Source organism: Paracoccus benzoatiresistens (genome assembly GCF_026913015.1).
Taxonomy (GTDB): domain Bacteria; phylum Pseudomonadota; class Alphaproteobacteria; order Rhodobacterales; family Rhodobacteraceae; genus Paracoccus; species Paracoccus benzoatiresistens.
In genome coordinates this window covers 83,541-107,516 of sequence record NZ_JAPTYD010000002.1, presented here as the reverse complement: position 1 = coordinate 107,516, position 23,976 = coordinate 83,541, and the positions used below count along the sequence as shown (strand labels likewise).

The 23,976-nt window shown below is 66.1% G+C and carries 25 protein-coding genes; 15 read left to right on the top strand and 10 right to left on the bottom strand.

The genetic code is table 11. The features are described 5' to 3' along the window. Positions 1-52 precede the first annotated feature (52 nt). From OU682_RS02540 to OU682_RS02530, 3 genes are read left to right on the top strand one after another with little or no spacing between them, the layout of a single operon-like run. Positions 53-1,117: an efflux RND transporter periplasmic adaptor subunit gene (locus OU682_RS02540; protein ID WP_268940494.1), complete on the top strand. Its 1,065-nt coding sequence runs from the start codon at positions 53-55 to the stop codon at positions 1,115-1,117. After that, complete coding sequence (locus OU682_RS02535) at positions 1,114-2,211, top strand: efflux RND transporter periplasmic adaptor subunit (RefSeq protein ID WP_268940493.1); 1,098 nt, start codon at positions 1,114-1,116, stop codon at positions 2,209-2,211. The genes OU682_RS02540 and OU682_RS02535 overlap by 4 nt, the downstream gene beginning before the upstream one ends. Next, complete coding sequence (locus OU682_RS02530; protein WP_268940492.1) at positions 2,208-5,297, top strand: efflux RND transporter permease subunit; 3,090 nt, start codon at positions 2,208-2,210, stop codon at positions 5,295-5,297. Before OU682_RS02535 ends, OU682_RS02530 begins: the two co-directional genes overlap by 4 nt. 62 nt (positions 5,298-5,359) lie before the next feature. Here the strand turns inward: OU682_RS02530 and map are convergent, their stop codons facing one another. After that, positions 5,360-6,157 (bottom strand): type I methionyl aminopeptidase, encoded by a 798-nt coding sequence (map, locus tag OU682_RS02525; protein ID WP_268940491.1) that lies wholly within the window; start codon positions 6,155-6,157, stop codon positions 5,360-5,362. Between the two features lie 106 nt (positions 6,158-6,263). Here map and OU682_RS02520 point away from each other — a divergent pair, with 106 nt between their 5' ends. Together OU682_RS02520 and OU682_RS02515 are read left to right on the top strand one after the other, a co-directional pair. After that, positions 6,264-7,004, top strand: a complete 741-nt coding sequence (locus OU682_RS02520; RefSeq protein WP_268940490.1) for a competence/damage-inducible protein A — start codon at positions 6,264-6,266, stop codon at positions 7,002-7,004. Next, a complete protein-coding gene (locus tag OU682_RS02515) occupies positions 7,004-7,717 on the top strand; it encodes a GNAT family N-acetyltransferase (RefSeq protein ID WP_268940489.1) in 714 nt (237 codons plus the stop codon). Before OU682_RS02520 ends, OU682_RS02515 begins: the two co-directional genes overlap by 1 nt. On the opposite strand, the gene OU682_RS02510 is transcribed toward OU682_RS02515, so the two are convergent. Beyond that, positions 7,712-8,395, bottom strand: coding sequence for a CbiX/SirB N-terminal domain-containing protein (locus tag OU682_RS02510; protein ID WP_268940488.1), 684 nt, complete (start codon positions 8,393-8,395; stop codon positions 7,712-7,714). The two genes, OU682_RS02515 and OU682_RS02510, sit on opposite strands and share 6 nt — an antisense overlap. Before the next feature lie 8 nt (positions 8,396-8,403). Then, on the bottom strand, positions 8,404-8,967 hold the full coding sequence (locus OU682_RS02505) for a DUF4202 domain-containing protein (protein WP_268940487.1): 564 nt from the start codon (positions 8,965-8,967) through the stop codon (positions 8,404-8,406). Positions 8,968-9,024: 57 nt separating this feature from the next. Between OU682_RS02505 and OU682_RS02500 the strand changes: the two genes are divergently transcribed. After that, positions 9,025-9,555, top strand: coding sequence for an NnrU family protein (locus OU682_RS02500; protein ID WP_329609768.1), 531 nt, complete (start codon positions 9,025-9,027; stop codon positions 9,553-9,555). A 67-nt stretch (positions 9,556-9,622) separates the two neighbouring features. Here OU682_RS02500 and OU682_RS02495 read toward each other — a convergent pair whose 3' ends face one another. Further along, complete coding sequence (locus tag OU682_RS02495; protein WP_268940486.1) at positions 9,623-10,678, bottom strand: NAD(P)/FAD-dependent oxidoreductase; 1,056 nt, start codon at positions 10,676-10,678, stop codon at positions 9,623-9,625. On the opposite strand from OU682_RS02495, the gene mnmC2 reads away from it, so the two are divergent. After that, complete coding sequence (gene mnmC2, locus OU682_RS02490; RefSeq protein WP_268940485.1) at positions 10,677-11,348, top strand: tRNA (5-methylaminomethyl-2-thiouridine)(34)-methyltransferase MnmC2; 672 nt, start codon at positions 10,677-10,679, stop codon at positions 11,346-11,348. The two genes, OU682_RS02495 and mnmC2, sit on opposite strands and share 2 nt — an antisense overlap. On the opposite strand, the gene OU682_RS02485 is transcribed toward mnmC2, so the two are convergent. Together OU682_RS02485 and OU682_RS02480 are read right to left on the bottom strand one after the other, a co-directional pair. After that, on the bottom strand, positions 11,345-12,070 hold the full coding sequence (locus OU682_RS02485) for a rhomboid family intramembrane serine protease (protein ID WP_268940484.1): 726 nt from the start codon (positions 12,068-12,070) through the stop codon (positions 11,345-11,347). The two genes, mnmC2 and OU682_RS02485, sit on opposite strands and share 4 nt — an antisense overlap. Positions 12,071-12,074: 4 nt before the next feature. Beyond that, positions 12,075-12,494 (bottom strand): META domain-containing protein, encoded by a 420-nt coding sequence (locus tag OU682_RS02480; protein WP_268940483.1) that lies wholly within the window; start codon positions 12,492-12,494, stop codon positions 12,075-12,077. A 117-nt stretch (positions 12,495-12,611) separates the two neighbouring features. Here OU682_RS02480 and OU682_RS02475 point away from each other — a divergent pair, with 117 nt between their 5' ends. From OU682_RS02475 to OU682_RS02460, 4 genes are all read left to right on the top strand, one after another. After that, positions 12,612-13,880, top strand: coding sequence for a 4-aminobutyrate--2-oxoglutarate transaminase (locus OU682_RS02475; protein WP_268940482.1), 1,269 nt, complete (start codon positions 12,612-12,614; stop codon positions 13,878-13,880). A 156-nt stretch (positions 13,881-14,036) separates the two neighbouring features. Continuing rightward, entirely contained in the window at positions 14,037-14,618 is a 582-nt protein-coding gene (locus tag OU682_RS02470; protein WP_268940481.1) for an NADPH-dependent FMN reductase, read from the top strand. A 12-nt stretch (positions 14,619-14,630) separates the two neighbouring features. Next, positions 14,631-15,572 (top strand): ABC transporter ATP-binding protein, encoded by a 942-nt coding sequence (locus OU682_RS02465; protein WP_268940480.1) that lies wholly within the window; start codon positions 14,631-14,633, stop codon positions 15,570-15,572. Between the two features lie 5 nt (positions 15,573-15,577). Further along, complete coding sequence (locus OU682_RS02460; RefSeq protein ID WP_371832196.1) at positions 15,578-16,339, top strand: ABC transporter permease; 762 nt, start codon at positions 15,578-15,580, stop codon at positions 16,337-16,339. Here the strand turns inward: OU682_RS02460 and OU682_RS02455 are convergent. Then, complete coding sequence (locus OU682_RS02455; RefSeq protein ID WP_268940478.1) at positions 16,229-16,798, bottom strand: hypothetical protein; 570 nt, start codon at positions 16,796-16,798, stop codon at positions 16,229-16,231. The genes OU682_RS02460 and OU682_RS02455 overlap by 111 nt on opposite strands. Before the next feature lie 105 nt (positions 16,799-16,903). Here OU682_RS02455 and rimO point away from each other — a divergent pair, with 105 nt between their 5' ends. From rimO to ettA, 4 genes are all read left to right on the top strand, one after another. Then, positions 16,904-18,280, top strand: a complete 1,377-nt coding sequence (gene rimO / locus OU682_RS02450; RefSeq protein WP_268940663.1) for a 30S ribosomal protein S12 methylthiotransferase RimO — start codon at positions 16,904-16,906, stop codon at positions 18,278-18,280. A gap of 97 nt (positions 18,281-18,377) precedes the next feature. Beyond that, entirely contained in the window at positions 18,378-19,013 is a 636-nt protein-coding gene (locus OU682_RS02445; protein ID WP_268940477.1) for an MT-A70 family methyltransferase, read from the top strand. Continuing rightward, a complete protein-coding gene (locus tag OU682_RS02440) occupies positions 19,010-19,876 on the top strand; it encodes a sulfotransferase family protein (RefSeq protein ID WP_268940476.1) in 867 nt (288 codons plus the stop codon). Before OU682_RS02445 ends, OU682_RS02440 begins: the two co-directional genes overlap by 4 nt. Before the next feature lie 58 nt (positions 19,877-19,934). Next, positions 19,935-21,590: an energy-dependent translational throttle protein EttA gene (gene ettA, locus OU682_RS02435; protein WP_268940475.1), complete on the top strand. Its 1,656-nt coding sequence runs from the start codon at positions 19,935-19,937 to the stop codon at positions 21,588-21,590. Positions 21,591-21,665: 75 nt separating this feature from the next. Here ettA and OU682_RS02430 read toward each other — a convergent pair whose 3' ends face one another. From OU682_RS02430 to OU682_RS02420, 3 genes are all read right to left on the bottom strand, one after another. Then, the gene (locus OU682_RS02430; RefSeq protein WP_268940474.1) at positions 21,666-21,818 is read right to left on the bottom strand and encodes a hypothetical protein; all 153 of its coding nucleotides are present in this window, start codon (positions 21,816-21,818) and stop codon (positions 21,666-21,668) included. Positions 21,819-21,990: 172 nt separating this feature from the next. Then, entirely contained in the window at positions 21,991-22,812 is an 822-nt protein-coding gene (locus tag OU682_RS02425; RefSeq protein WP_268940473.1) for a glycosyltransferase, read from the bottom strand. Further along, positions 22,809-23,858, bottom strand: a complete 1,050-nt coding sequence (locus tag OU682_RS02420) for a glycosyltransferase family 61 protein (RefSeq protein ID WP_268940472.1) — start codon at positions 23,856-23,858, stop codon at positions 22,809-22,811. The genes OU682_RS02425 and OU682_RS02420 overlap by 4 nt, the downstream gene beginning before the upstream one ends. Positions 23,859-23,976 lie beyond the last annotated feature (118 nt).

Sequence of the window (23,976 nt, the reverse complement as noted above, 5' to 3'; positions counted from 1 at the left end):
TCCCGAAAACCGGATTATGTCGCACAAATGCGACATATGATGGGACGTATTCATGCGCGCGCTTTGGTTTGCCTGGGTCATTGCTGCTGTTGATGCGTTCGCATCCCCTGCACTCGCGCAGGGCGAGCCGTTGCGTGTAGAACTGGTCGCGGCCCAGGAAAAGGCGATCCAGCTTGACCTGCAGCTTTCGGGCAGCATCACCGCCACCGACAGCGTCGAGATGAGCTTCCGGCAGGCCGGGCGCGTGACGGGCGTCCTGGTGGACGAAGGCGATCGCGTGAAGCAGGGGCAGGAACTGGCGCGGCTGGATTCGGTTCAGCAGGACCAGGCCCTGCGCGTGGCCGAGGCAGGCCTTGCCGCCGCTCGTGCCGCCCTGGCCCAGGCCCGCCAGGCCAGCGACCGGGCCGAAGGGCTGCTGGCGCGCGGCGTCGGTACCCGCGCGGCCCGCGACGAGGCCCTGCAGGCCCTGTCGGAAGCTCAGGGCAGCGCCAAGAGCGCCGAAAGCACGCTGGAGCAGGCCCGGCGCGCCGTCCAGGACACGGTTCTGCGCGCCCCCACCGATGCCGTCGTGACTGCCCGCGACATGGCGCCCGGCCAGATCGTCGGCGCGGCCCAGGTGGTTCTGACAATCGCCACGCTGGACGGGCTCGAGGCCGAGTTCAATGCCCCCGATCATCCGGGGCTGGACGGCGCCCTGGGTGCCTCGGTGCGGCTGGATACTATCGACATCGACCGGCCCGAGATGCGCGGCACGGTGACGGAGATATCGCCCCTGGTCGATCCCGGCACGGGGACCGTGACCATGCGTGTCAGCATCCACGATGTCGACGGGGATACCGGGCTGCTGGGCGCGGCCGTGCGCGGCCATGTGGACATTGCCGCCGATGGGGGCATCGTCGTGCCCTGGACGGCCCTGATGCGCGAAGGGGACCAGCCCGCCGTCTGGCGCGTCGGGGACGACAACCGGGTCAGCCTGGTGCCGGTGACCATCGACTATTTCGCCAATGACGTGGTCTATCTGTCGGACGGCATCAGCGCCGGCGATATCGTGGTCGGGGCGGGGTCCCAGCTTCTTTATCCGGGCCGGCAGGTGCAGATGGCCGAGGTGCTGCGATGAAGCCGGTGCTTGCGCTGCTGGCTGCCCTGGCCGTTGCAGCACCCGCCCGCGCCCTTGATCTGCCCGCCTGGCTGGACTTCAGTTCCCATGCCGAAGATGCCGTCCCCATCCGCCCCGTCGTGTCCGAGATCGTCGAGGACCGGGGCGAGGATGCGCGCTGGATCCCTGGCGTTGTCGCCTCGCGCACGCAGGTGACGATGGCCTTCCAGACCCTGGGGCGGATGACCTCGCGCAATGTCGATCTGGGCGACCGGGTCAGGCAGGGCGACGTGCTGGCCAATCTGGCGGCCGAGGATCTGGCGGCGACCACCCGCGCCGCCGAAGCGGCCCTGGCCGCGGCCGAGGTTCAGCGCGACACCGCCCGCCTGACGCTGGAGCGGACCGAGGCCCTGGCCGCGCGCAATGTCGCGACCGACGCGCAGCTGGAAGAAGCGCAGCGCGCCGCCGCCGCGGCCGAGGCCGGGGCGGAACAGGCGCGCTCGGCGCTGGTGCAGGCTCAGGATGCCCAGGGCTTTGCGCGCATGATCGCGCCGTTTTCAGGGGTGGTCAGCGCCGTTTACGAAGCCCCCGGCAGCGTGCTTGGCGCGGGAACGCCGGTCTTGCAGCTCTCGACCGAGGATCAGCGCGAGGCCGTGATCGACCTGCCCGAATCAGTCCTGGCCGGCCTGCCCGATGACGTGGTCTTCACGGTCTGGCAACGCACCGATCCCGACCGGCAGGTCCGCGCCGTTCTGGACCGGATCGACCCGATCGCCGATGCGGCGACCCGGACGCGGCGGCTGTATCTGACTCTGCCACCCGATTCCCCCTTTCGCCTCGGCGCGCTGATCCGCGCCCGGCTGGGCACGGCCAGCGAACCCGCGCTGACGCTCTCCAGCGCCGCGATCTTCCAGCGCGACGGCGCGCCCCATGCCTGGCGTGTCCTGCGCGAGGGTGAGACCGCGCATGTCCAGGCCGTGCGAATCACGCCGACCGCCGATTTCCAGGGCCGCGTGCTGATCCGCGAGGGGCTGGAGCCGGGGGACGAGGTGGTGATCCGCGGCGTCAATTCGCTGGCCGACGGCCAGCCCGTGGGGCCAAGGGTCCAGCCATGAAACGTTTCAACCTGTCGGACTGGGCGCTGAAGCACCGCAGCTTCGTGTGGTTCCTGCTGATCATCTCGCTGGTGGCGGGAACGCTCAGCTACAACAACCTAGGCCGCGAGGAGGACCCGAACTTCACCATCAAGACCATGGTGATCAGCGCATCGCTGCCCGGCGCGACCGTTGAGGAAACGCTGAACCAGGTCACCACCCGGATCGAGACGAAGCTCGAGGAACTGGACGAGCTTGATTTCACCCGCTCGGTCACCATGCCGGGCCAGGCGGTCGTCTATCTGGAACTGCTGCCCACGATCCGCGGTCCCAGCGTGCCCGAAATCTGGAAGCGCGTTCGCGAGATGATGTCGGACATCCGACCGGAGTTTCCGCAGGAATTCGCGGGCTTCCAGTTCAACGACGATTTCGGGGACGTGTTCGGCAATATCTATGCCTTCACCGCTGACGGATTCAGCCCGCGCGAATTGCGCGACCGGGTGGAACGCATCCGCAAGCAGGTGGCGGGCCTCGAGGCGGCGGGCAGGACCGAGCTTCTGGGCGAGCAGAAGGAACAGGTTTATCTGGAATTCTCGGCCGCGCGGCTGGCGGCGCTTGGGCTGAACCAGCAGCAGGTGATCGCGACCCTGGCCCAGCAGAACGCCATCTCGCCATCGGGGGTCATCCAGGCCGGGCCGGAACAGGTTCTGGTGCGCGTGGGCGGGCAGTTCGACGACGCCGAATCCATCGCCGCCGTCAACCTGCGCGTGGGCGAGCGGTTCTTCAACCTGGGCGATGTCGCCACCGTCACCCGCAGCTACGAGGACCCGCCGCAATCGCTGTTCCGCTACAACGGCAAGCCCGCCATCGGCCTGCAGATCGGGATGCGCGAGGGCGAGAACATCCTGGAATTCGGCAAGGAACTGGACGCGCTGATGGAACAGGTCCAGGCTGGCCTGCCCGTCGGCATCGAGATGGCCAAGGTCGCCGACCAGCCGCATGTGGTGGACCATGCCGTTGGCCATTTCGTCCGCGCCCTGGCCGAGGCCGTCATCATCGTGCTGGTCGTCAGCTTCATCAGCCTGGGTTTCCGGGCGGGCTTTGTGGTGACGCTGACCATCCCCCTGGTGCTGGCGATCACCTTCGTGATCCTGGACCTTTACGGCATCACCTTGCAGCGCATCTCGCTGGGCGCGCTGATCATCGCGCTTGGGCTGCTGGTGGACGACGCGATGATCGCCATCGAAACGATGATCTCGCGCCTGGAAATCGGCGAATCGCTGGATGCTGCCGCCAGCTATGCCTGGACCTCGATCGCCTTCCCGATGCTGACCGGCACCTTGGTGACGGTGGCGGGCTTCATTCCCATCGGGCTGAACAGTTCGGCTGCGGGCGAATTCACCTTCTCGCTGTTCGTGGTGATCGCGGTGTCGCTGGTCATCTCGTGGATCGTCGCCGTGCTGTTCGCGCCGCTTCTGGGCGTCACCTTCCTGCGCACCTATGCCGCGCATCACGAACACAAGCCCGGCTGGCTGCGGCGCCGCTTTCACGGGCTGCTGCTCTGGTCGATGCGCTTCAAGTGGATCGTGATCGCGGTCACGCTGGCGCTGTTTGCCCTGTCCGTCTGGGGAATGCGCTTCGTCGAGCAGCAGTTCTTCCCGACATCGGACCGGACCGAGGTGCTGGTCGATATCATCGAACGGCAGAACACATCCGTTGCCAGGACGCGGGCGGACATGGACCGGCTGGAACGGATCCTGGCCGGCAACGACGACGTGCTGTTCTGGACATCCTATGTCGGCAGCGGCGCGCCGCGTTTCGTGCTGGCCATGGATGTGCCGACGCCCGGCCCTTACATGGGCCAGATCGTCATCCAGACGCCCGATCTGGCCGCGCGCGACCGGCTGAAGGCACAGATCATGGAGACGGCGGCCCGCGAATTCCCGGGCGTCGACATCTATGTCAAGAACCTGGAAATCGGCCCGCCGGTCGGCAAGCCCGTGCAATACCGCGTCAGCGCCCCCGACGCCGACGCGGCCCGCGATGCCGCGCGCAACCTGGCGGCCGTGCTGGCGCGCGAGCCGAGACTGCGCGACATCTCGATGGACTGGAACGAGCCTGCGCGTGTGGTCCGGCTGGAAATCGACCAGGACCAGGCGCGCCGCCTGGGGGTGACCACGCAAGAGGTCGCGGATACCCTGTCGGCGCTGTTTTCCGGCGTGACGGTGACGCAGTTGCGCGACGACATCTTCCTGATCAACGTTGTCGGGCGCGGCGAGGCGGACGACCGCAGTTCCCTGGAATCAATTCGCAACCTGCAGTTGACGCTGGCCAGCGGTGAGGGCACGCCGCTGGCCTCCATCGTTTCGCTGGACTATGCGACCGAACAGCCGCTGATCGCGCAGCGCAACGGCTTGCCCACCGTCACCGTCAAGGCCGCCATCGCGACCAGGGATCAGCCCGCCACGCTGGTCAATGCCCTGGCCCCTGCCTTGGCCGAGTTCCAGAAGGGCCTGCCCCCGGAGGTCGCCATCACCGTGGGGGGCACGGTCGAAACCTCGGCCGACAGCCAGGAGCCGATCGCGGCCGTGGTGCCGGTCATGCTGCTGATCATGGCGCTGCTGGTCATGGCGCAGATGCAAAGCTTCCGCCTGTCGCTGATCGTCTTTGCCGCCGCGCCCCTGGGGCTGATCGGCGTGGTCGCGGTGCTGGTGCCCTTCGGCGTGCCGATGGGCTTTGTCGCGATCCTGGGAATTCTCGCGCTGATCGGCATCCTGATTCGTAACTCGGTCATCCTGGTGCACGAGATCCAGGAACTGCTTCACAAGGGCCGCAGCCAGTGGCAGGCCGTGTTCGAGGCCTCGGACAGCCGCGCCAGGCCGATCCTGCTGACGGCGGCCGCGGCATCCCTGGCGCTGATCCCGATCGCGCGGCAGGTGTTCTGGGGGCCGATGGCTTTCGCGATGATGGGCGGCATCATCGCCGGCACGCTGATCACGCTGGTCTTCGTGCCCGCGCTTTACTGCGCCGTGATGCGGGTCAGGCCGCCGGTGTCAGACGGGCCTGAATCCGAAACCGTCGCCCGGGCGGACATTGCCCGGCCTTGAGGCCCGGCGGTGCTGACCGACAGCGCATCACGCGGCAAGGGCGATGGCCCTTGCCAGCCGGATCAGCCGAGGTCCGGGAAGAACTTGTCCGATCCCGTGAAGATCTCGCAGCCGTTCGCCGTGACGCCGATGGAATGCTCGAACTGCGCCGACAGCGACTTGTCGCGGGTCACAGCGGTCCAGTCGTCGGCCAGCACCTTGGTCTCGGGGCGGCCCAGGTTGATCATCGGCTCGATGGTGAAGAACATGCCTTCCTCCAGCATCGGGCCCTTGCCGGCACGGCCGTAATGCAGAACGTTGGGCGGCGCATGGAAGACCCGGCCAAGCCCGTGGCCGCAGAAATCGCGCACCACCGACATGCCGTGGCCCTCGGCATAGGTCTGGATCGCCGCGCCGATATCGCCGAAGGTCGCGCCGGGGCGCACGGCATCGATCCCCTTCATCAGCGCGTCATGCGTCACCTGGATCAGCCGCCGCGCCTTGATGGATGCCTTGCCCGCCACATACATGCGGCTGGAATCGCCATACCAGCCATCGACGATCACGGTCACGTCGATGTTCAGGATGTCGCCATTGGCCAGCACCTTGTCGCCCGGAATGCCGTGGCAGACGACATGGTTCACGCTGATGCAGCTGGCATGTTCATAGCCGCGATAGCCGATGGTCGCCGAAGTGACGCCCAGCTCCGTCACGCGCCGGGTGATGAAATCATCCAGCGCGCCGGTGGTGACGCCCGGCTGCACAAGGGGCCCCACCTCATCCAGGATCTGGGCTGCCACGGCCCCCGCCTTGTGCATGCCCGCGAAATCCTCGCGCACATGGATGCGGATGCCTTCCTTGGTGATGTGGCTCTGGTCCATCGGTGATCCTTTCGTCTGGCTGCATAGATAGCCCCGGACGCCCCCTTGTTCCAGCCCCGCGCGTGGGCATAGAACCGGGAACGCAAAGGTTTCAGGGGGCAGGGCAATGCAATCCGACAATCCGACGGCAGCGATCCTGGTGATCGGGGACGAGATCCTGTCCGGCCGCACCCGCGAGGGCAACGCGCATCACCTGGCGCAGGTCCTGTCCGCAACCGGCTTCGACCTGCGCGAGATGCGCGTCGTGTCGGACGACCACGGCCAGATCGTGGCTGCGATCCGCGCCCTGGACCGCAGCCTGGGCGGCGCCTACGACCTCTTGTTCACCAGCGGTGGCATCGGGCCCACGCATGACGACATCACCGCCGATGCCGTGGCCGATGCCCATGGCACCACGGTCGAGATCCATCCCGAGGCGCGCGCCATCCTGCAGGCCCGCTGCGACCGCATGGGAACCGAGCTGACCGAGAACCGCCTGCGCATGGCCCGCGTCCCGGTGGGCGCGACGCTGATCCACAATGCGGTATCGGGCGCCCCCGGCTTTTCCATCGGCAACACCCATGTGATGGCGGGCGTCCCCGAGGTCTTCCGCGGCATGGTCGACTGGCTGATCCCGCATCTGCCGGGCGGCCGCCCCGTCCGGTCCGAAAGCGTCGAGGTGCGGCGCGGCGAAAGCGACGTGGCCGAGGGGTTGAAGGCCGTGGCGGGCGAATATCCCGACCTGTCGCTGGGGTCCTATCCCTTCCAGGACCCGACCGGCTGGGGCACGAACCTTGTGGTGCGCGGCCTTGATGCCGCCCGCGTGTCCGAGGCGATGGCGGTGCTGAAAGAACGGCTGTCGCTGTAATGGATGCCGCCCTGGCCCGCGCCTTCGAGGAAACCTGGCCTGCCGCCGAATACGCCGATGCCGGTGGTTTTCGCGTGGGCCGGGGGCTTGGCGCAGGCGGGCGGGTCAGTTCGGCCCGCCCGGTCGGGATCTGGACCGTGGCCGACATCGCGGCAGCCGAGGCGATTCACCGGGGCTGGGGCCAGCAGCCGATGTTTCGCGCGCCGGACGGCGATACCGCCCTGGTCCAGGCGCTGCTTGCAGCCGGTTACCGGCACGACACTCCCACCGCGATCATGGCGGCGCCGGTTTCCGCGCTGGCGGACCGGGACATCCCGCCCTTGACCACCTTCGCGATCTGGCCGCCGCTCGCGATACAGCGCGATCTTTGGGCTGCAGGCAACATCACTCCGGCCCGGCAGGCGGTGATGGAGCGGGTGACGGGCCCCAGGACCGCGATCCTGGGGCGCATCGATGACCGCGCGGCGGGGGCGGGCTTCGCCGCGTTGTGTGGCGACGTGGCCATGGTCCATGCCGTCGAGGTCCTGCCGCAGTTCCGCCGCCGCGGCCTGGCCGGCTGGATGATGCGGCAGGTCGCGGTCTGGGCGGCGGAACAGGGCGCCACGCGGATCGGCCTGGCGGTCAGCCGCGCCAATGCCGGCGCGCGGGCAACCTATGACCGGCTGGGCTTCGTCGAGGTCGCGGGCTACGCCTATTATGCCAAGGACCTATAGCGCCGCGCGGATGCTGGCGGCGATCAGCGCCGGCACCTCGGGCGCAAGGCCGATCGGGTCGAGGCGCGGTCCGGTGAAGCCTGCCTGATCCAGGGCCTCGGGCAGGTCGTCCAGGACATGCTCGGCCCGCAGCGCGAAGAAGGGCAGGCTGACCGCGCGGGTCAGCCCCTGCGCGGCGTCAGTGATGAAGGGTTCCTGTTCGACAAAGCCGGTGACGACACGGGCGAAATGCGGGGCGATACTTTCGGCAAGGGCCGTGGTGATCGTGAAGGAGGCCTGCGACCGCTGCGATCCATGCGCGCTCAGCAGCAGCGTGCTGTCCTGCGGGGCCCAGCCTTCCGCCGCCGCCGCGGCATGGGCCTGGGCGACGATCAGGCCGGGCAGGGCAGGATCGGTGCCGAAGGGGCGCAGCACCCTTGCCTTGCCCGCACCGGCCCCGGCCAGCCGCCGGGGCAGTTCGGTGCGGGTGAACCAGCCCTCGGCCATGAACATCGGATAGATCAGGCTGTCGTCATCCGCCACTGCGGCCAGCGCGCCCGGCATGGCCAGCGTCGCGCCCGCGACAGGGCAGCCGGGGCCTTCGGCGGCGACACGGGCGGCCAGAGCCTCGATCGCCTGCTGTTGCGGGCCCGGATCGCCGGGCTGGCCATGGGAAACGATGACGGCCCTGGAAACCATGGGGCGCATCAGCTGCGAAAGTGCTGTGCGAAGGCTTCGGGCATGGGAAACTCCTGCAATGCGCGCTCGCGACCTTCGGCAGACATCTTGCTGGCGGTCTTGTGGATGATGCGGTCCATCTTCTCATCGGGGATGGCCGCCATGAAATCGCCCAGATACCAGCGGATGAAGGTGAAGCAGATCACGTCCTCCAGCGCCTGCACCTCGGGGTCGCGCTTCAGGCCCTGCTTGGTCAGCATCTTGCGGGCCTGGGCGATGTCGTCCTCGGGATAGCCCGCGTCGGCCATGATGCCCGCGATGCGGTCGGCATGGCGGCGGCCCTGTTCTTGGCGCCATTGCAGATAGCCCGCCCGGTCCATCGGATAGGCGTCGCGCGGCAGGAGCCAGCGCTCGATATGCTGGCCGCGGCAGGCGATGCGCAGCGCGTCCGAGGCTTGGGGAAACAGGTGCTGCTGTTGTTCCGTCATCCTCTGCCCGTAGAGCAGGTTGGCGGGCTTGCCGTCATCGAGGTTCGGATCAAGGGCATTGGCGGCGTCGATGGCCTGGAAGGCGTGGTCTAGGCGGGTTGTCATGTCTGGTCCTCTTTGACGCAGTCTCACCCGCTGGCGCTGCCCTCTGCAAGCGGCTAGATGGGCGTCATGAGCGGATGGGGCGAATATGGGGCCGCTTGGGCCTGTTTTCTGGGCGCGCACATGATTCCGGCGCTGCCCGGCCCGCGTGGTTGGCTGATCGGGCGCCTGGGGCGGCGCGGTTACCTTGCCGCCTTCAGCCTGCTGTCGATCGGGCTCTTGTATTGGCTGATCCTGGCCGCTGGACGCGCGCCCCATGTGCCCTTGTGGGACCAGCCCGGCTGGAGCCGCTGGCTGGTGAATGTCGCCATGCCGGCGGCGGTCCTGGTCGCCGCGCTGGCACGCGGCATGTCGGGGCTGGTCGCGGCCTTCGCCCTGTGGGCGGGGGCGCATCTGGTCGCCAATGGCGATCTGTCCCATGCGATCCTGTTTGGCGGGATGCTGGCCTTTGCGCTGTCGGGCCTGCTGCGGTCCGGCCTGCCGAAGGCGTTCCGGGTGACATGGCGGCGGCTTGTCCTGGCGGTTCTGGCCTGGGCGGCGCTGTTGCACCTGCATCCGCTGGTGATCGGGGTATCGCCGCTGCCTGCCTGACGGCAGGCGGAAGCCGGGGGCGCTTCGCCCCCCGGACCCCCAGAGGATATTTGGAGTCCAAAGCAGATTACAGGCGGAAGCCGTCCGGGATGGCATCCTGGCCGTCGAGGATCAGGTCGGCGATCACCTGCGCGATCCCGGGCGCCATGCCGAAGCCGATCTTGAAGCCGCCATTGGCGACGTAATGGCCCGGGCGGCCGGGCCAGCGCCCCAGGATCGGGGCACGGGTCCGGGCGCGCGGGCGCTCGCCTGCCCAGCGGTCGATCACGGGCGCGTCGCGCAGTTGCGGGCAGATGGACCGTGCCCTGGCGATCAGGGCGTCGATCTGGTCGTCGGTATCCAGGTGGTCGTAGTCGTTTTCCGAGGTCGAGCCGATAGCGACCGTGCCATCCGCATGGGGCACGATGTGCAAGCCATCGGCAAAGACCTGCGGGGCATCGGGGGCGGCATGGCGCAGCAGGGCCGACTGGCCCTTGACACCCTTGCCGATGGGGCGGCCCAGGTCGCGCGACAGATCCGCCAGTCCCGCCGTGCCGGTGGCCCAGAGGATCGGGCCGGTGGGGGTGGCGGGCTGCTGTCCCTCGATGATCTCTCCGCCCCGGCTGCGGGTGGCGGTGGCCAGCGCGGCACCGGCAGCGCGGGGGTTCAGCCGGGCCGTCAGTCCGTCGAAAACCCACAAGCCCGAGCGGCTGTCGGGCACCAGCCCGCCCGCCGGGGCGCCGGTCAGGCGCATCGCGCAATCCCCGGGCCAGCGGTCGGCCGCGGCGGCGATGCGGTCCTGCAGGCGTTCGGCGGCGGCCGCATCGGCCACGGGTTGCAACCGGCCTGTGCGTGCGTAGCCGGTGGGCAGGCCGGACGCGGCCTCGACCCCTGCCCAGAAGGCAGGCGCCATCAGCAGGCTGTCCAGCTGGAACGCCTTTTTCGGATTCCAGTTCTCGGGCGCATGCGGGGCGAGCGCGCCGACGTGGCCGCCCGAGGAACCGGCGCCGATCCGTCGGGCCTCGAACAGGCGGACAGGGGCGCCGCGCCGGGTCATTTCCCACGCGCAGGCCAGGCCGAAGATGCCGCCGCCGATGATCGTGACGCTTGTCAAAGCCCGGGCCCTTCCTCTAGCTGCGGCCATGAGCGCGTTACCCGATCACGACCCCGCCCGCCACCCGCAGCTTGACTGGAGGGACGGCGGCGTGCCGGTATCCACGCGCTTCGACGATCCGTATTTCAGCCTTGCGGGTGGCCTGGCGGAAACGCGGCATGTCTTCCTGGATGGAAACGACCTGCCCTTGCGGTTGCGGCCGGGTTTCCATGTCGCGGAACTGGGGTTCGGCACCGGGCTGAACTGCCTGGCCCTGGCGCAGGTCGCGGCGGTGCCCGTCACCATGACCAGCTTCGAGGCCTGGCCGATGAGCCTGCCGCAGCTTGAGCAGGCCCATGCGGCTTTCCCGGAACTGGCGGCCTTGTCGGCGCAATTGCGGGCAGGCTGGGGCCGCGACGTGATCCAGGTCGGTCCTGTCGAGTTGCGCCTGGTGATCGGCGATGTGGCGCAGACCTTGCCCGCCTGGCAGGGCCGGGCCGATGCCTGGTTTCTGGACGGCTTTTCCCCCGCCAAGAACCCCGGGATGTGGGCCCCGGGGATCATGGCCCAGGTCGGTCGCCGCACCGCGCCGGGCGGCACCTTTGCCACCTATACGGCGGCAGGCGCAGTGCGGCGCGCCCTGGCCGATGCGGGCTTCCAGGTGGAACGCCGCCCCGGCTTTGGCCGCAAGCGGCACATGAGCGTCGGGATCAGGCCCTAGCGCCCCACCCGCGGAATGCGCGAGGGTGCATAGATCGCCTCGGGATGGGGCGGGTGGCCGTGGGTGCGCGCCCAGAAGTCCGGTCCGCCAAGCCGCAGGAAACGCGGCAGGGCCAGCACCACGCCGGCCAGGAAGCCGCCGGCATGGGCCCAGTAGGCGACGCCGCCCCCCTCGCCCGGCGTCATGTAGCCGCCAAGGAACTGGATCGCCAGCCAGACGCCCAGCACGATCCAGGCGGGCAGGGTGAAGATCTTGAAGAAGATGATGAAGATCGCGATGATATCGACCCGCGCGCGCGGAAACAGCAGCAGATAGCCGCCCATGACCCCGGCGATGGCACCGGACGCGCCGACCATGGGGATGGGCGAGAGCGGCTCGGTCGCGATCTGGGCGGCGGCGGCCACGAAACCGGCGGTCAGGTAGAAGGCCAGGAACCCCAGCCGGCCCAGCTGTTCCTCGAGGTTGTCGCCAAAGATCCACAGGAACAGCATGTTGCCGACAAGATGCATGATGCCGCCATGCAGGAACATGTGGGTCAGAAGGCCCCACATCAGTTCCCCATGCGTCACCGCCAGCGGATAAAGCGCCAGCCGCGTCCACAGCCATTCGCCGCCCTGCATGACCGGCAGGGTCAGCAGGAACATCGCCACGTTGAGGACGACCAGCGCATAGGTGACCCAAGGCCTTTGCTGCGACGGGTTGTGGTCGCGGATCGGGAACACCGGATCAGCTTTCGCCCGCCGGGACCAGGCCGATGCGCTCTTTTCCCTCGGGATCGACCAGCGCGATGCCGTCGCCGGTGCGGCGCGCGGCGGTGATGCTGCCCAGGGCATTGCCGAAGCGTGTCTCGGCCAGGTTGCGGTCCGCTTCCGCGCAGGCCATGCGGGTCATCACGGTGCCGCTGATCGCCATGGCGCCGCCGCTTTCGGTCAACTGGCCGCTGTAGCGGTTGCAGGGCGCGCGGCCGGTGACGCGGCCGCCCTCGCCCACCTCCAGCGTGACGCCGGCGGGGGCGGGGGCGCCGTCGATGCGGGCCACGGTGAAGTTGTCGCCCGGCCGCAGCATCGAGGCCGACCGCTTGCCCGCGTCCTGGCAGGCGGCAAGAGCGGCGACGATGGCAAGGGCAAGGCTGCGGCTGACGGGCATGGTATCCTCCTGCTACCGGGACAGCATCGCGCGGCGGGGCGGGCGGCGCAAGGGCGGGCCTGTTCGGCGCCCTGCGGCTGCGCTAGCATCCCGCAAAATCCATGGGGAGGGATTCCGATGACCAGCATGACCGACCGCAAGAACGCCGCCATTTCCCGGGGCGTCGGCATGGCGACGCAGATCTATGCCGACCGGGCCGAAAACGCCGAGATCTGGGACAAGGACGGCAACCGATACATCGACTTTGCGGCGGGCATCGCGGTCGTGAACACCGGCCATCGCCACCCGAAGGTCGTCGAGGCCGTCAAGGCGCAGCTGGACCGCTTCACCCATACCTGCCATCAGGTCGTGCCCTATGAAAACTATGTCGCCCTGGCCGAGCGTCTGAACCGTCTGGTGCCCGGCGATTTCGAGAAAAAGACGATCTTTGCCACGACGGGGGCCGAGGCGGTCGAGAATGCCGTCAAGATCGCCCGCCACTATACCGGCCGCCCCGGCATCGTCAGCTTTGCGGGCGGCTTTCACGGGCGGACCTTCATGGGCATGGCGCTGACCGGCAAGGTCGCGCCCTACAAGGCGGGCTTCGGGCCGATGATGCCCGATGTCTGGCATCTGCCCTTCCCGAATTCCCTGCATGGCGTTTCCAAGGAGGACGCGCTGAAGGCCCTGCAGCAGCTTTTCAAGGCCGACCTGGAACCCGCCCGCGTCGCCGCCATCATCGTGGAACCCGTGCAGGGCGAGGGTGGGTTCTACGAGGTGCCGCCCGGCTTCATGGCGGAACTGCGCGCGCTCTGCGACCACCACGGGATGCTCTTGATCGCGGACGAGGTGCAGACCGGCTTTGCCCGCACCGGCAAGCTGTTCGCGATGGAGCATCACGGCGTCGCTGCCGACTTGGTCACGATGGCCAAGGGGCTTGGCGGGGGGTTGCCGATCAGCGCGGTGACGGGCCGGGCCGAGGTGATGGACAGCCCCAACCCTGGCGGCCTTGGCGGCACCTATGCCGGCAATCCCCTGGGCATCGCCGCCGCCCATGCAGTGCTGGACGTGATCGAGGAGGAGGGGCTTTGCGACCGCGCCACCCGCCTGGGCCAGCGGCTGAAGCAGCGACTGGCCGCCGCGCGCGACCACATCCCGCAGATCGCCGACATCCGCGGCCCCGGCTTCATGAACGCGGTCGAATTCAACCTGCCCGGCAGCGACAGCCCCAATCCCGACTTCACCAACCGCGTCCGCGAGGAAGCGCTGAAGCGCGGCCTGATCCTGCTGACCTGCGGTGTCTATGGCAACGTGATCCGCTTCCTGGCCCCCCTGACCATCCCCGACGGCATCTTCGAGGAGGCGCTGGACATCCTGGACGAAAGCCTGCTGGCCGCGCGGGGATAGGGCCGGGATAGCGGGCCGGGGAACCCCGGCCCCCTGAATCGCCTTGTTGATCGGCAGCGTCAGGACAGCTATCGCGCTGTCTGACACTTATGCCTTGTCCTGCCGTCGGGATCGGGTTTGACGTTCACCCGAACAAGAAGTCGCAAGGAACAGGCAATGGCGGAACGCAAGTGCATCGGGGTGATCCTGGGATCGATCCGGGAAGGGCGGATCAACGACCGGGTGGCCTTCTGGGTGATCCGCCAGCTGGAATTTCACGGCTTTGCCACGCGTACCATCGACCCGGCCGACCCGGACCTGCTGCCGGTGCAGATCGGCGACGCGGCCGCGATCGCCCGGCTGCGCGAACGGATGGCGGATCTCGATGGCTTTGTCATCGTGACGCCTGAATACAACCATGCCGAGCCGGGCCATTTGAAGACGCTGATCGACTATGTCATCGCCGAATGGTGGGCCCGGCCGGTGGGGCTGATCGGCTATGGCGGCATCTCGGGCGGCCTGCGCGCGCTGGAGGCGTTGCGGATCATCCTGGCGGAGCTGCATACCGTCACGCTGCGCGATACGGTCAGCTTCGCCTCGCCCTGGCGGAAGTTCGACGAGAAGGGCCATATCACCGACCCCGGTGACGCGGCGGCGGCCGAGGCGGCGATGGCTGTCTTTGCGCACCGGCTGGAATGGTGGGTCAGTGCCCTGGCCGATGCGCGCCACGCCCGGCCCTATCACCCCGAGGACGAGTGAAAGGACGACACGATGACCGCGATCATCCAGATCGAGAACCTGTCCAAGCAATACGGCAGCGGCACCCGCGCGCTGAGCGATGTCAGCCTGTCCATCGAGGAAGGCGAGATCATCGCCCTGCTTGGCCCGAACGGCGCGGGCAAGACCACGCTGATCTCGATCATCTGCGGGCTGGTGGTGCCGACCGGGGGCACGGTCCGCGTCGGCGGCCATGACATCCGCACCGACTGGCGCGCGGCGCGCAAGCTGATCGGCCTTGTGCCGCAGGAAATCGCGCTGGAGCCCTTCGAGAAGGTCATCAACTGCGTCCGCTTCACCCGCGGCCTTTACGGCGAGGGCCACGACGACGCCTATATCGAGAAGGTCCTGCGCAGCCTGGCCCTGTGGGACAAGCGCGATGCCGCGACGCGCGAACTCTCGGGCGGGATGAAACGGCGCGTGCTGATCGCCAAGGCGCTGGCGCACCGGCCCAAGGTGCTGTTCCTGGACGAGCCGACCGCCGGCGTGGACGTGGCCCTGCGGCGCGAAATGTGGGAGGTCGTGGACCAGTTGCGCCGCGACGGCGTGACCATCATCCTGACCACCCATTACCTGGAGGAGGCCGAGGAGATGGCCGACCGCGTCGGCGTCATCAACAAGGGCCAGCTGCTGCTGGTCAAGCCCACCTCCGAGCTGATGGGCGAGTTCGGCAAGAAGACCCTGACCGTCGAACTGACCGCGCCCTTGTCGGCGATCCCCGACGACCTGCTGGGCCGCGGCCTGCGCCTGTCGCCGGATGGCCGGGCGCTGACCTATGAATACGACACGCGTGCGGAACGCACCGGCATCGCCCATCTGCTGGGCGATCTGGCGGGGCAGGGGATCAAGGTGCGGGACGTGTCCACCCGGCAGTCCAGCCTTGAGGAAGTGTTCATGACGCTGGTGTCCGAGCCGCGTCAGGAGGTGACGGCATGAGCGCGATCAACTGGCCCGGCATCTGGGCGATCTTTCATCACGAGATGACGCGGTTCTTCCGCACCGTCATGCAGTCGCTGCTTTCGCCGGTCATCTCGACGGTGCTTTACTTCGTGGTCTTCGGCGCGGCCATCGGCGGGCGCATCCAGTCGGTCGAGGGCGTGGAATACGGCGCCTTCATCGTGCCCGGCCTGATGATGCTGACGATTTTGCAGCAATCGGTCAGCAACGCCAGCTTCGGGATCTATTTCCCCAAGTTCAGCGGCACGATCTATGAATACCTTGTATCCCCCGTGGGCTGGATCGAGGTCACGCTGGGCTTTGTGGGCGCCGCCGCCATGAAGGCCGTGCTGATCGCCCTGGTGATCCTGCTGACCTCGTTCTTCTTCGTGGGCGTCCATATCCTGCATCCGTTCTGGATGCTGGCCTTCCTGATCCTGACGGCCACGGGCTTCAGCCTGCTGGGCTTCATCATCGGGTTATGGGCGAAGAGCTTCGAGCAGTTGCAGGTCGTGCCGATGATGGTCATCACGCCCTTGGTGTTTCTGGGCGGCGCGTTCTATTCGTCGGACATGCTGCCGCCATTCTGGGAAGGCGTCGCCAAGCTGAACCCGGTGCTCTACCTGGTGTCGGGCTTTCGCTGGTCGTTCTTCGGCCTAGCGGACGTGCCGGTCGGCGTGTCCCTGGTGGCGGTCAGCCTGATGATCGCGGCGTGCTGCGTGGCGATCCGCTGGATCTTCGCGACCGGCTGGCGGCTGCGCGAGTGAGCCAAGCTGCTTGCCCCTGCAGATCTTGGTCTGCGGGTCCAGCCGGACATATTGCTGGGCGGTGATGACCTGCATCTCCATCGAGCGGTTCCAGCCGCCGAACCAGCGGTCACGGATGCCGCCACGATAAAAGTTGCCCATGATCTGATCCACCAGCGGCGGGATGATCTGGGTGTTCGGGATACGGGGCGCATGAAAGCCGATGCGCGATTTTGCCCCCAGGCAGGCATTCGGCAGCGTTGTCAGGATGGTGCAGGCCGACCGGCAATAGCCGCGGATCCGCACCGTCTTGCCCGACCGCGCCAGCCTTTCGCGCAGTTGCACGGTTTCCAGCACATTGCCGCCCTTGTGATTGTCCACGTCGATGAAGCGGCCGCGCTCGACGATCTCGGCATGGCCTGTGGCGGGCAGGACGGCCAGGGACAGAAGAAGGGTCAGGATCAGGCGAATTTGGCTCATGCCGCCATCTTGCCGATCGGCGATCCGACGGGAAATCACGATCCGGCGAAGACTTGGCCGCGACTTCCCCTTTTCCGGCGCCGCCGAATCACCTATTTGCGGCGGATGCACATGAACCCGCCCGATCTGCGCCCCGACCTGGCGCGCGCCCGCATTCCCGCCGAACAGCCCGGCGAACGCCGCGAAGGCCAGCCGACCATCGGCATGGTCAGCCTTGGCTGCCCCAAGGCGCTTGTGGACAGCGAACGCATCCTGACCCGCCTGCGGGCCGAGGGCTATGCGATCAGCGCCGACTACAAGGGTGCGGACGCAGTGATCGTGAACACCTGCGGCTTCCTGGACAGCGCCAAGGCCGAGTCGCTGGATGCCATCGGCGAGGCGCTGCGCGAGAACGGCAAGGTCCTGGTCACGGGCTGCCTGGGGGCGGAGCCCGAATACATCACCGGCGCGCATCCCAAGGTTCTGGCCGTCACCGGCCCGCATCAATACGAGGCGGTGCTGGACGCCGTCCACGCCGCCGTGCCGCCGCAGCCTGATCCCTTCATCGACCTGCTGCCCGCATCCGGCGTCAGCCTGACGCCGCGCCATTACAGCTATCTGAAGATTTCGGAAGGCTGCAATCACAAGTGCAAGTTCTGCATCATCCCCGACATGCGCGGCAAGCTGGTCAGCCGCCCCGCCCATGCAGTGGTGCGAGAGGCCGAGAAGCTGGTGCAGGCAGGCGTCCGGGAATTGCTGGTCATCAGCCAGGATACCAGTGCCTATGGCCTTGACCGCAAGTTCGAGACCGAGCGCGGCCACCGTGCGCATATCACCGATCTGGCGCGCGACTTGGGCTCCCTGGGGGCATGGGTGCGGCTGCATTACGTTTACCCCTATCCCCATGTGCGCGACCTGATCCCGCTGATGGCGGAAGGACTGGTGCTGCCCTATCTGGACATCCCCTTCCAGCATGCCCATCCGGACGTTCTGCGCCGCATGGCCCGCCCGGCGGCGGCGGCGAAGACGCTGGACGAGATCGCGGCATGGCGCGCGATCTGCCCCGAGATCACCCTGCGGTCCACCTTCATCGTGGGCTACCCCGGCGAAACCGAGGCCGAGTTCCAGACCCTGCTGGACTGGCTGGACGAGGCGCAACTGGATCGCGTCGGCGCCTTCCAGTACGAGAACGTCAAGGGCGCGCGGGCCAATGACCTGCCCGACCACGTCCCCGCCGAAGTCAAGCAGGAGCGGTTCGACCGCTTCATGGAAAAAGCCCAGGCCATTTCCGAGGCCAAGCTGGCAGCCAAGGTCGGCACCCGGATCGAGGTCATCGTGGACAGCGTGGACGACGAGGGCGCGACCTGCCGCACCAAGGCCGACGCGCCGGAGATCGACGGCAACCTGTTCATCGACGAAGGCTTCGAGGCCCTGAAGCCCGGCGACATCGTCACCGTCACCGTCGATGAGGCGGGCGAATACGACCTTTGGGGGCGTTTGTAAGCCAACGGCGCAGGCTTCCCCCGGATTGAAGGTGGCGGCGGGGCGGGCTGTCCTTTAATGGTGTTCGGGATTGCGAAACCCATTACCGGAGAGCGGTTTGACAAGCGCGTCCGACGATCTTCTGGCCACCGCAGGCGCGGTCAGGTTCGGCACCATCCTGGCCGACCCGCCCTGGCAGTTCCAGAACCGCACCGGCAAGATGGCGCCTGAACACAAGCGCCTGTCGCGCTATCCGACGATGACGCTGGACGAGATCTGCGACCTGCCTGTCGCGACCATTGCCGACGCCCGCTCGCATCTCTACCTGTGGGTGCCGAACGCCCTTCTCCCCGAGGGGCTGAGGGTGATGGAACGCTGGGGCTTCAGCTACAAGTCGAACCTGATCTGGTACAAGACCCGCAAGGACGGCGGCCCCGACCGGCGTGGGGTGGGGTTCTATTTCCGCAACGTGACCGAGATCCTGCTGTTCGGTGTGCGCGGCAAGGACGTGCGCACGCTGGGCGCGGGCCGCAGCCAGGAAAACGTCATCGCCACCCGGAAACGCGAACACAGCCGCAAGCCGGACGAGCAATACCCCCTGATCGAGGCTTGTTCCTGGGGTCCCCGGCTGGAGATGTTCGCGCGCGGACCGCGCAAGGGCTGGACCGTCTGGGGCAACCAGGCCGAGGATTACCAGCCCGACTGGCCCACCTATTCCAACCATTCGCAAAGCAACGTGGTGACTCTGCGTTGAGCAGCCTGGGCGCGGTCATGGACCCTGCGGGTCAGCCCCGCAAGCCCGGCGCGCTGTGCATCGGCGCGCAGAAGGCGGGCACAAGCTGGCTGGCGCAGATGCTGGGCCAGCACCCGCAGATCTGGATCCCTCCGTTCAAGGAGGTGCAGTACTTCAACCACCTGTTCATTCCGGAACATCGAAAGTGGATCGGCTGGCACTATCGCCAGAAGCCGCAGGAAATCCGCGACCGCCATGCGAAGCGCGGCATCCCTGTCCCGCCGGAGCTGGAGACCTATCTGCAGGCGCTCACGCGCGGCAAGATGTTCCACAACCAATGGTACAAGCGCGTCTTCGCACCCGCGCCAGGCGTCGCCATGCCGATGGACTTCACGCCCGAATACTCGACCCTGCCGGACGAGGGCGTGGATTACGTTGCGAACTTCCTGCCCAGGGCCAAGGTCATCTACCTGATCCGCCATCCGGTCGATCGCGCCGTGTCGCAGCTGCGCATGAACCTGGCACGCGAAGGCCGCCGCCCCGCGACGCTGGCCGACTGGATGGCCGAGATCGAAAACCCCGTCCTGCATGACCGCGGCGACTATGCCAGCTATCTGCCGCGCTGGCAGGCGCGATACCCTGACATGCTGGTCCTGCCCTTCGGCCGCGTCAGTCGCGATCCGCAGGCGGTGATGGACGCGGTCGAGGCCTATCTGGGCATCGGCCCCTATCTTTACGCCCATATCACCGACAAGGTCTTTGCCAACCGCAACCCGGTGCAGCCCCCGGCCCAGGCTGTCGCCGCCCTGACGGACCGCATGGCCCCGCAACTGGCCTTCCTAGAAGCCCATCTCGGCGCCGATTTCCTGGCCGAGACGCGCTGACCTTTTCCCGGCCCGCGCTTTCGCCTACATAGCCGCAAAGCTATGGCAGGAGATTCCGATGGCGTCCTATCAGTTCGTCTACCACATGGACGGCGTGTCCAAGACCTATCCCGGCGGCAAGAAGGTCTTCGAAAACATCCGCCTGAACTTCCTGCCGGGCGTGAAGATCGGCGTGGTCGGCGTCAACGGCGCCGGTAAATCCACCCTGCTGCGCCTCATGGCCGGCTGGGACAAGGATTTCTCGGGCGAGGCCTGGGCCGCCAAGGGGGCGACCGTGGGCTATCTGCCGCAGGAACCGGAACTTGATCCGGCGCTGAACGTGCGCGGCAACGTCATGGAGGGCGTGAAGGCCAAGCAGGCCAAGCTGGAGCGCTACAACGAGCTGGCCATGAACTACTCGGACGAGACGGCCGAGGAGATGGCGAAGCTCCAGGACGAGATCGACGCCGAGAACCTCTGGGATCTGGACAGCCAGGTGGACGTCGCGATGGAGGCGCTGCGCTGCCCGCCCGACGATGCCGACGTGAACAACCTCTCGGGCGGGGAACGCCGGCGCGTGGCACTGTGCAAGCTGCTGCTTGAGGCGCCCGACATGCTGCTGCTGGACGAACCGACCAACCATCTGGACGCGGAAACCATCGCCTGGCTGCAAAAGCACCTGATCGAATACAAGGGCACGATCCTGATCGTGACCCACGACCGCTATTTCCTGGACGACATCACCAGCTGGATCCTGGAACTGGATCGCGGCCGCGGCATTCCCTACGAAGGCAACTATTCCGCCTGGCTGGAACAGAAGGCCAAGCGGCTGGAACAGGAATCGCGCGAGGACAAGTCCAAGCAGAAGACGCTGGAACGCGAGCTTGAATGGATCCGCGCCGGCGCCAAGGCCCGCCAGGCCAAGCAGAAGGCCCGGATCAACGCCTATAACGAATTGGCCAGCCAGTCCGAGCGCGAAAAGCTGTCGCGCGCCCAGATCATCATCCCGAACGGGGAACGCTTGGGCAACCGCGTGATCGAGGTGACGGGCCTGAAGAAGGCCATGGGCGACAAGCTTCTGATCGAGGATCTGGATTTCGCCCTGCCGCCCGGCGGCATCGTCGGCGTGATCGGCCCCAACGGCGCGGGCAAGTCCACCCTGTTCCGCATGCTGACCGGCCAGGAAAAACCCGACGCGGGCGAGATCGCCTATGGCGACACGGTGCATCTGTCCTACGTGGACCAGTCGCGCGATGCCCTGGACGCGCAGAAAACCGTCTGGGAGGAGATTTCGGGCGGCGCCGAGCAGATCGTCCTGGGCGACGCGCAGATGAACAGCCGCGCCTATTGCAGCGCCTTCAACTTCAAGGGCGGCGACCAGCAGAAGAAGGTGGGCCAGCTGTCAGGCGGCGAACGCAACCGCGTCCACATGGCCAAGCTGCTGAAGTCGGGCGGCAACGTGCTGCTGCTGGACGAACCGACCAACGACCTGGACGTGGAAACGCTGCAGGCGCTGGAAGCCGCGCTGGAGGATTTCGCCGGCTGCGCGGTGATCATCAGCCACGACCGCTTCTTCCTGGACCGGCTCTGCACGCATATCCTGGCCTTCGAGGGGGATGCGCATGTGGAGTGGTTCGAGGGGAACTTCGAGGCCTACGAGCAGGACAAGGTGCGCAGGCTTGGGCCTGACAGCATCGAGCCCAAGCGGGTGAAGTACAAGAAGTTTGCGCGGTAAGCCGGTCAAGGGGGGCTGGACGCCCCCCTATGTTCGCGGCCAGAACACGCAACGCCCAAAGGCGTTGCGCATCCTTCAGGCATTCACCGGCGGCTTGCCGGGGCAATTTGCCACGATCAGCGTGGAGGTCGGGCCTGCGGTCGTATCCGGCGCGGTCGGTCCTTGAGAGGCCAGGACCGGGGCGGCGAGCAGGCAGGCGGTGAGGGTGGCAAGGGAAAGTCGGGTCATGGGGGCTCCTGTCTCCTGTTGCGATGGTTCAGCGTGACCCGAATCAGGGGCATCGCCCAAGACACAGGCGCGTTACCTTGAATTGCCTGTTCGGATTGTGCAGGTACAGGTGCAGATCTGTCCTTGGTACATGATGTTGGGGTTTCCGGTCTGCAGATCGACAAGAGCGCTGCTATTCGACCAGCCCTGCCAAAGATCGCCCTTCGGCAGACAGGAAATCGAAGTTCTGGTTAATTAGCCTCTGCAATTCATCTAAAGATGACCTGACCATTCCACGCTTCCTCAGTATCTCCTTGCGATGCCTGGGGGTGTCGTTCATTCCATGATGGGTCACCAGGCTGCATATCGACGGATCGGTTAGACCAATGACAGCCTGTGGAATCTTGTAGTGCGCATAGCCATAAACTGAGCGTTTCGGATTGCGTACGGCAAGACCAATACCCAAGAATGGGTTGAACCAGCGGTAAAGGCCTTTCGTTTCTCCATCAATGACCGAATAGATCAAGTTGGGAAAGCTGATGGCAAAGACTGGGTATTGCTCCCATAAGGCTTGCCCATGCATTCGCAGCCGCTCTACAAAGCGCTTTGACAAGGCATCGTCATCGTCAAGTCTGAATTGCAGGCAGTCCTGTTGTCTCAAGCCAAGCTCGGCCAGAATGTCCTTTTGAGCATCCACGATATGCATTGGCGCGACAAAGCGCAGCAAGACATTAGGGTAGGCGGCGCACAGTTTTTCAAGCCGCGAGCGATAAATACTAGGCATCCGGCTGGAGGATACGACGACGAACAAGAAATCCTGATCAGTCTGGGCCTGTAGTGAGGCAAGCGTTAGCTTTTCGAATGTGCGAAAACGTGTCTCCATGCGGCTTTCGGTGAACAGCTCGCGTTCTTTTTCGATATAGATCTTTTCAAGATCTTGTGCCTCAAGATTCCGATATGCCTTCCAGTCGCCTTGGCCAATCATCGAAAATCGGCAGATCCCCACGATTTTCATGCAGGTTGCCATCCGCTCACCCTAGAGATGACAGGGGTATAAACGAGCGGTCTCTCGTCGCGGCGCTGCGCCTCGGCGGCCTCCTGGATCAGGAGATCAGGAGTAGGTTGATCCCAAGGGGCATCGGCTGCGATGAAACCGGTTTCGGCCAGCCGATCCCTAAGCTCGGCAAAGTCAACTACGCCCCAGCTTTGGTGGTTAGATTTCTTTCCTGTCACAAGATGTTCTGCCACTAGACTGTTGATGATGACAGGGGGCTTCCCAATGAAGCTTTCCAACTGCCTGCGCATGCAGTCCCATTCAAAATTGTTGCGCCTAACCACAACCGCAATATCGATGCCTGGATTACCCGCAAGGCCTACCATGTGCAGGGCGGAACTATCCAAGCTGACGATTTTTTTGGCGGAACGATAAATGGCAATCTGTTCCAACCAACCAAGCTTTTCCGCATAAATTGGATGATAGCCGGATTTCAGAAGATTTTGCTCCAGAACAGACTCCGCCAGAACGCCGCCTTGGGCAAAGTACTTTGTTCGCGAAATATAGATCTTCTCTGGCCCATTGGCAGGCAAGCGGCCAATAGTGTCGCGGATCAGTTTCTTAAATTCGGGCGTGCCTTCAGATATCGATCCCAGACCGAAACCTTGCCCTGGAACGGTTAGCTTTTCCACCATGGTAGGCTGTGCAACCAGCAGGGGCACTCTCTCGACACCAAGGATTTTCAAAAGCTCTCGCTGCCATCGCTTGAACTTGATTAGGTTAGCATGCTTTGGCGTCATTAAGATGCCATCATAGCTGTTGTCGTTTGCCCACAGCCGTCCGATCGCTTCAGTAATGAAATGCCCAAAATGCTTGTAGAACATTCCCCCGAATAGATAACGGCCTTTTAGCGTGTCCACCGGCTCGGGTTTTTCGGTAAGCGCAAGGGACATCCGGTCGTCATGACGCCACATTGCCGCCTCGGCGATATCACCGTTGCACCAGACGCCGCTGGGGGTTCGTGGTCGTGACACCATCGGCGGAGCGACGATGGCGTTTTCGAGCATGACCAGTTCTCTCGACCAGCCTTTGTCAGGCATCGGGGCAGTAGGTTTTGTCATGCTTCTCGCGGGTGGGCTGCTGATATTAGGGCTTTGATAGCCCCTCGGCAGAGGGCGCACAACC

Excerpts from the sequence above, each read along its gene's own strand:
- OU682_RS02515 (WP_268940489.1), top strand. The coding sequence starts at position 7,004 with ATGGATGCCGCCCTGGCCCGCGCCTTCGAGGAAACCTGGCCTGCCGCC.
- OU682_RS02510 (WP_268940488.1), bottom strand. The coding sequence starts at position 8,395 with ATGGTTTCCAGGGCCGTCATCGTTTCCCATGGCCAGCCCGGCGATCCG.
- OU682_RS02470 (WP_268940481.1), top strand. The coding sequence starts at position 14,037 with ATGGCGGAACGCAAGTGCATCGGGGTGATCCTGGGATCGATCCGGGAA.
- OU682_RS02495 (WP_268940486.1), bottom strand. The coding sequence starts at position 10,678 with ATGGCCGCAGCTAGAGGAAGGGCCCGGGCTTTGACAAGCGTCACGATC.
- OU682_RS02455 (WP_268940478.1), bottom strand. The coding sequence starts at position 16,798 with ATGAGCCAAATTCGCCTGATCCTGACCCTTCTTCTGTCCCTGGCCGTC.
- ettA (WP_268940475.1), top strand. The coding sequence starts at position 19,935 with ATGGCGTCCTATCAGTTCGTCTACCACATGGACGGCGTGTCCAAGACC.
- OU682_RS02465 (WP_268940480.1), top strand. The coding sequence starts at position 14,631 with ATGACCGCGATCATCCAGATCGAGAACCTGTCCAAGCAATACGGCAGC.
- OU682_RS02500 (WP_329609768.1), top strand. The coding sequence starts at position 9,025 with ATGGGCGTCATGAGCGGATGGGGCGAATATGGGGCCGCTTGGGCCTGT.
- OU682_RS02520 (WP_268940490.1), top strand. The coding sequence starts at position 6,264 with ATGCAATCCGACAATCCGACGGCAGCGATCCTGGTGATCGGGGACGAG.
- OU682_RS02430 (WP_268940474.1), bottom strand. The coding sequence starts at position 21,818 with ATGACCCGACTTTCCCTTGCCACCCTCACCGCCTGCCTGCTCGCCGCC.
- OU682_RS02480 (WP_268940483.1), bottom strand. The coding sequence starts at position 12,494 with ATGCCCGTCAGCCGCAGCCTTGCCCTTGCCATCGTCGCCGCTCTTGCC.
- OU682_RS02530 (WP_268940492.1), top strand. The coding sequence starts at position 2,208 with ATGAAACGTTTCAACCTGTCGGACTGGGCGCTGAAGCACCGCAGCTTC.
- OU682_RS02535 (WP_268940493.1), top strand. The coding sequence starts at position 1,114 with ATGAAGCCGGTGCTTGCGCTGCTGGCTGCCCTGGCCGTTGCAGCACCC.
- mnmC2 (WP_268940485.1), top strand. The coding sequence starts at position 10,677 with ATGAGCGCGTTACCCGATCACGACCCCGCCCGCCACCCGCAGCTTGAC.
- OU682_RS02420 (WP_268940472.1), bottom strand. The coding sequence starts at position 23,858 with ATGCTCGAAAACGCCATCGTCGCTCCGCCGATGGTGTCACGACCACGA.
- map (WP_268940491.1), bottom strand. The coding sequence starts at position 6,157 with ATGGACCAGAGCCACATCACCAAGGAAGGCATCCGCATCCATGTGCGC.
- OU682_RS02425 (WP_268940473.1), bottom strand. The coding sequence starts at position 22,812 with ATGAAAATCGTGGGGATCTGCCGATTTTCGATGATTGGCCAAGGCGAC.
- OU682_RS02475 (WP_268940482.1), top strand. The coding sequence starts at position 12,612 with ATGACCAGCATGACCGACCGCAAGAACGCCGCCATTTCCCGGGGCGTC.
- OU682_RS02505 (WP_268940487.1), bottom strand. The coding sequence starts at position 8,967 with ATGACAACCCGCCTAGACCACGCCTTCCAGGCCATCGACGCCGCCAAT.
- OU682_RS02540 (WP_268940494.1), top strand. The coding sequence starts at position 53 with ATGCGCGCGCTTTGGTTTGCCTGGGTCATTGCTGCTGTTGATGCGTTC.
- rimO (WP_268940663.1), top strand. The coding sequence starts at position 16,904 with ATGCACATGAACCCGCCCGATCTGCGCCCCGACCTGGCGCGCGCCCGC.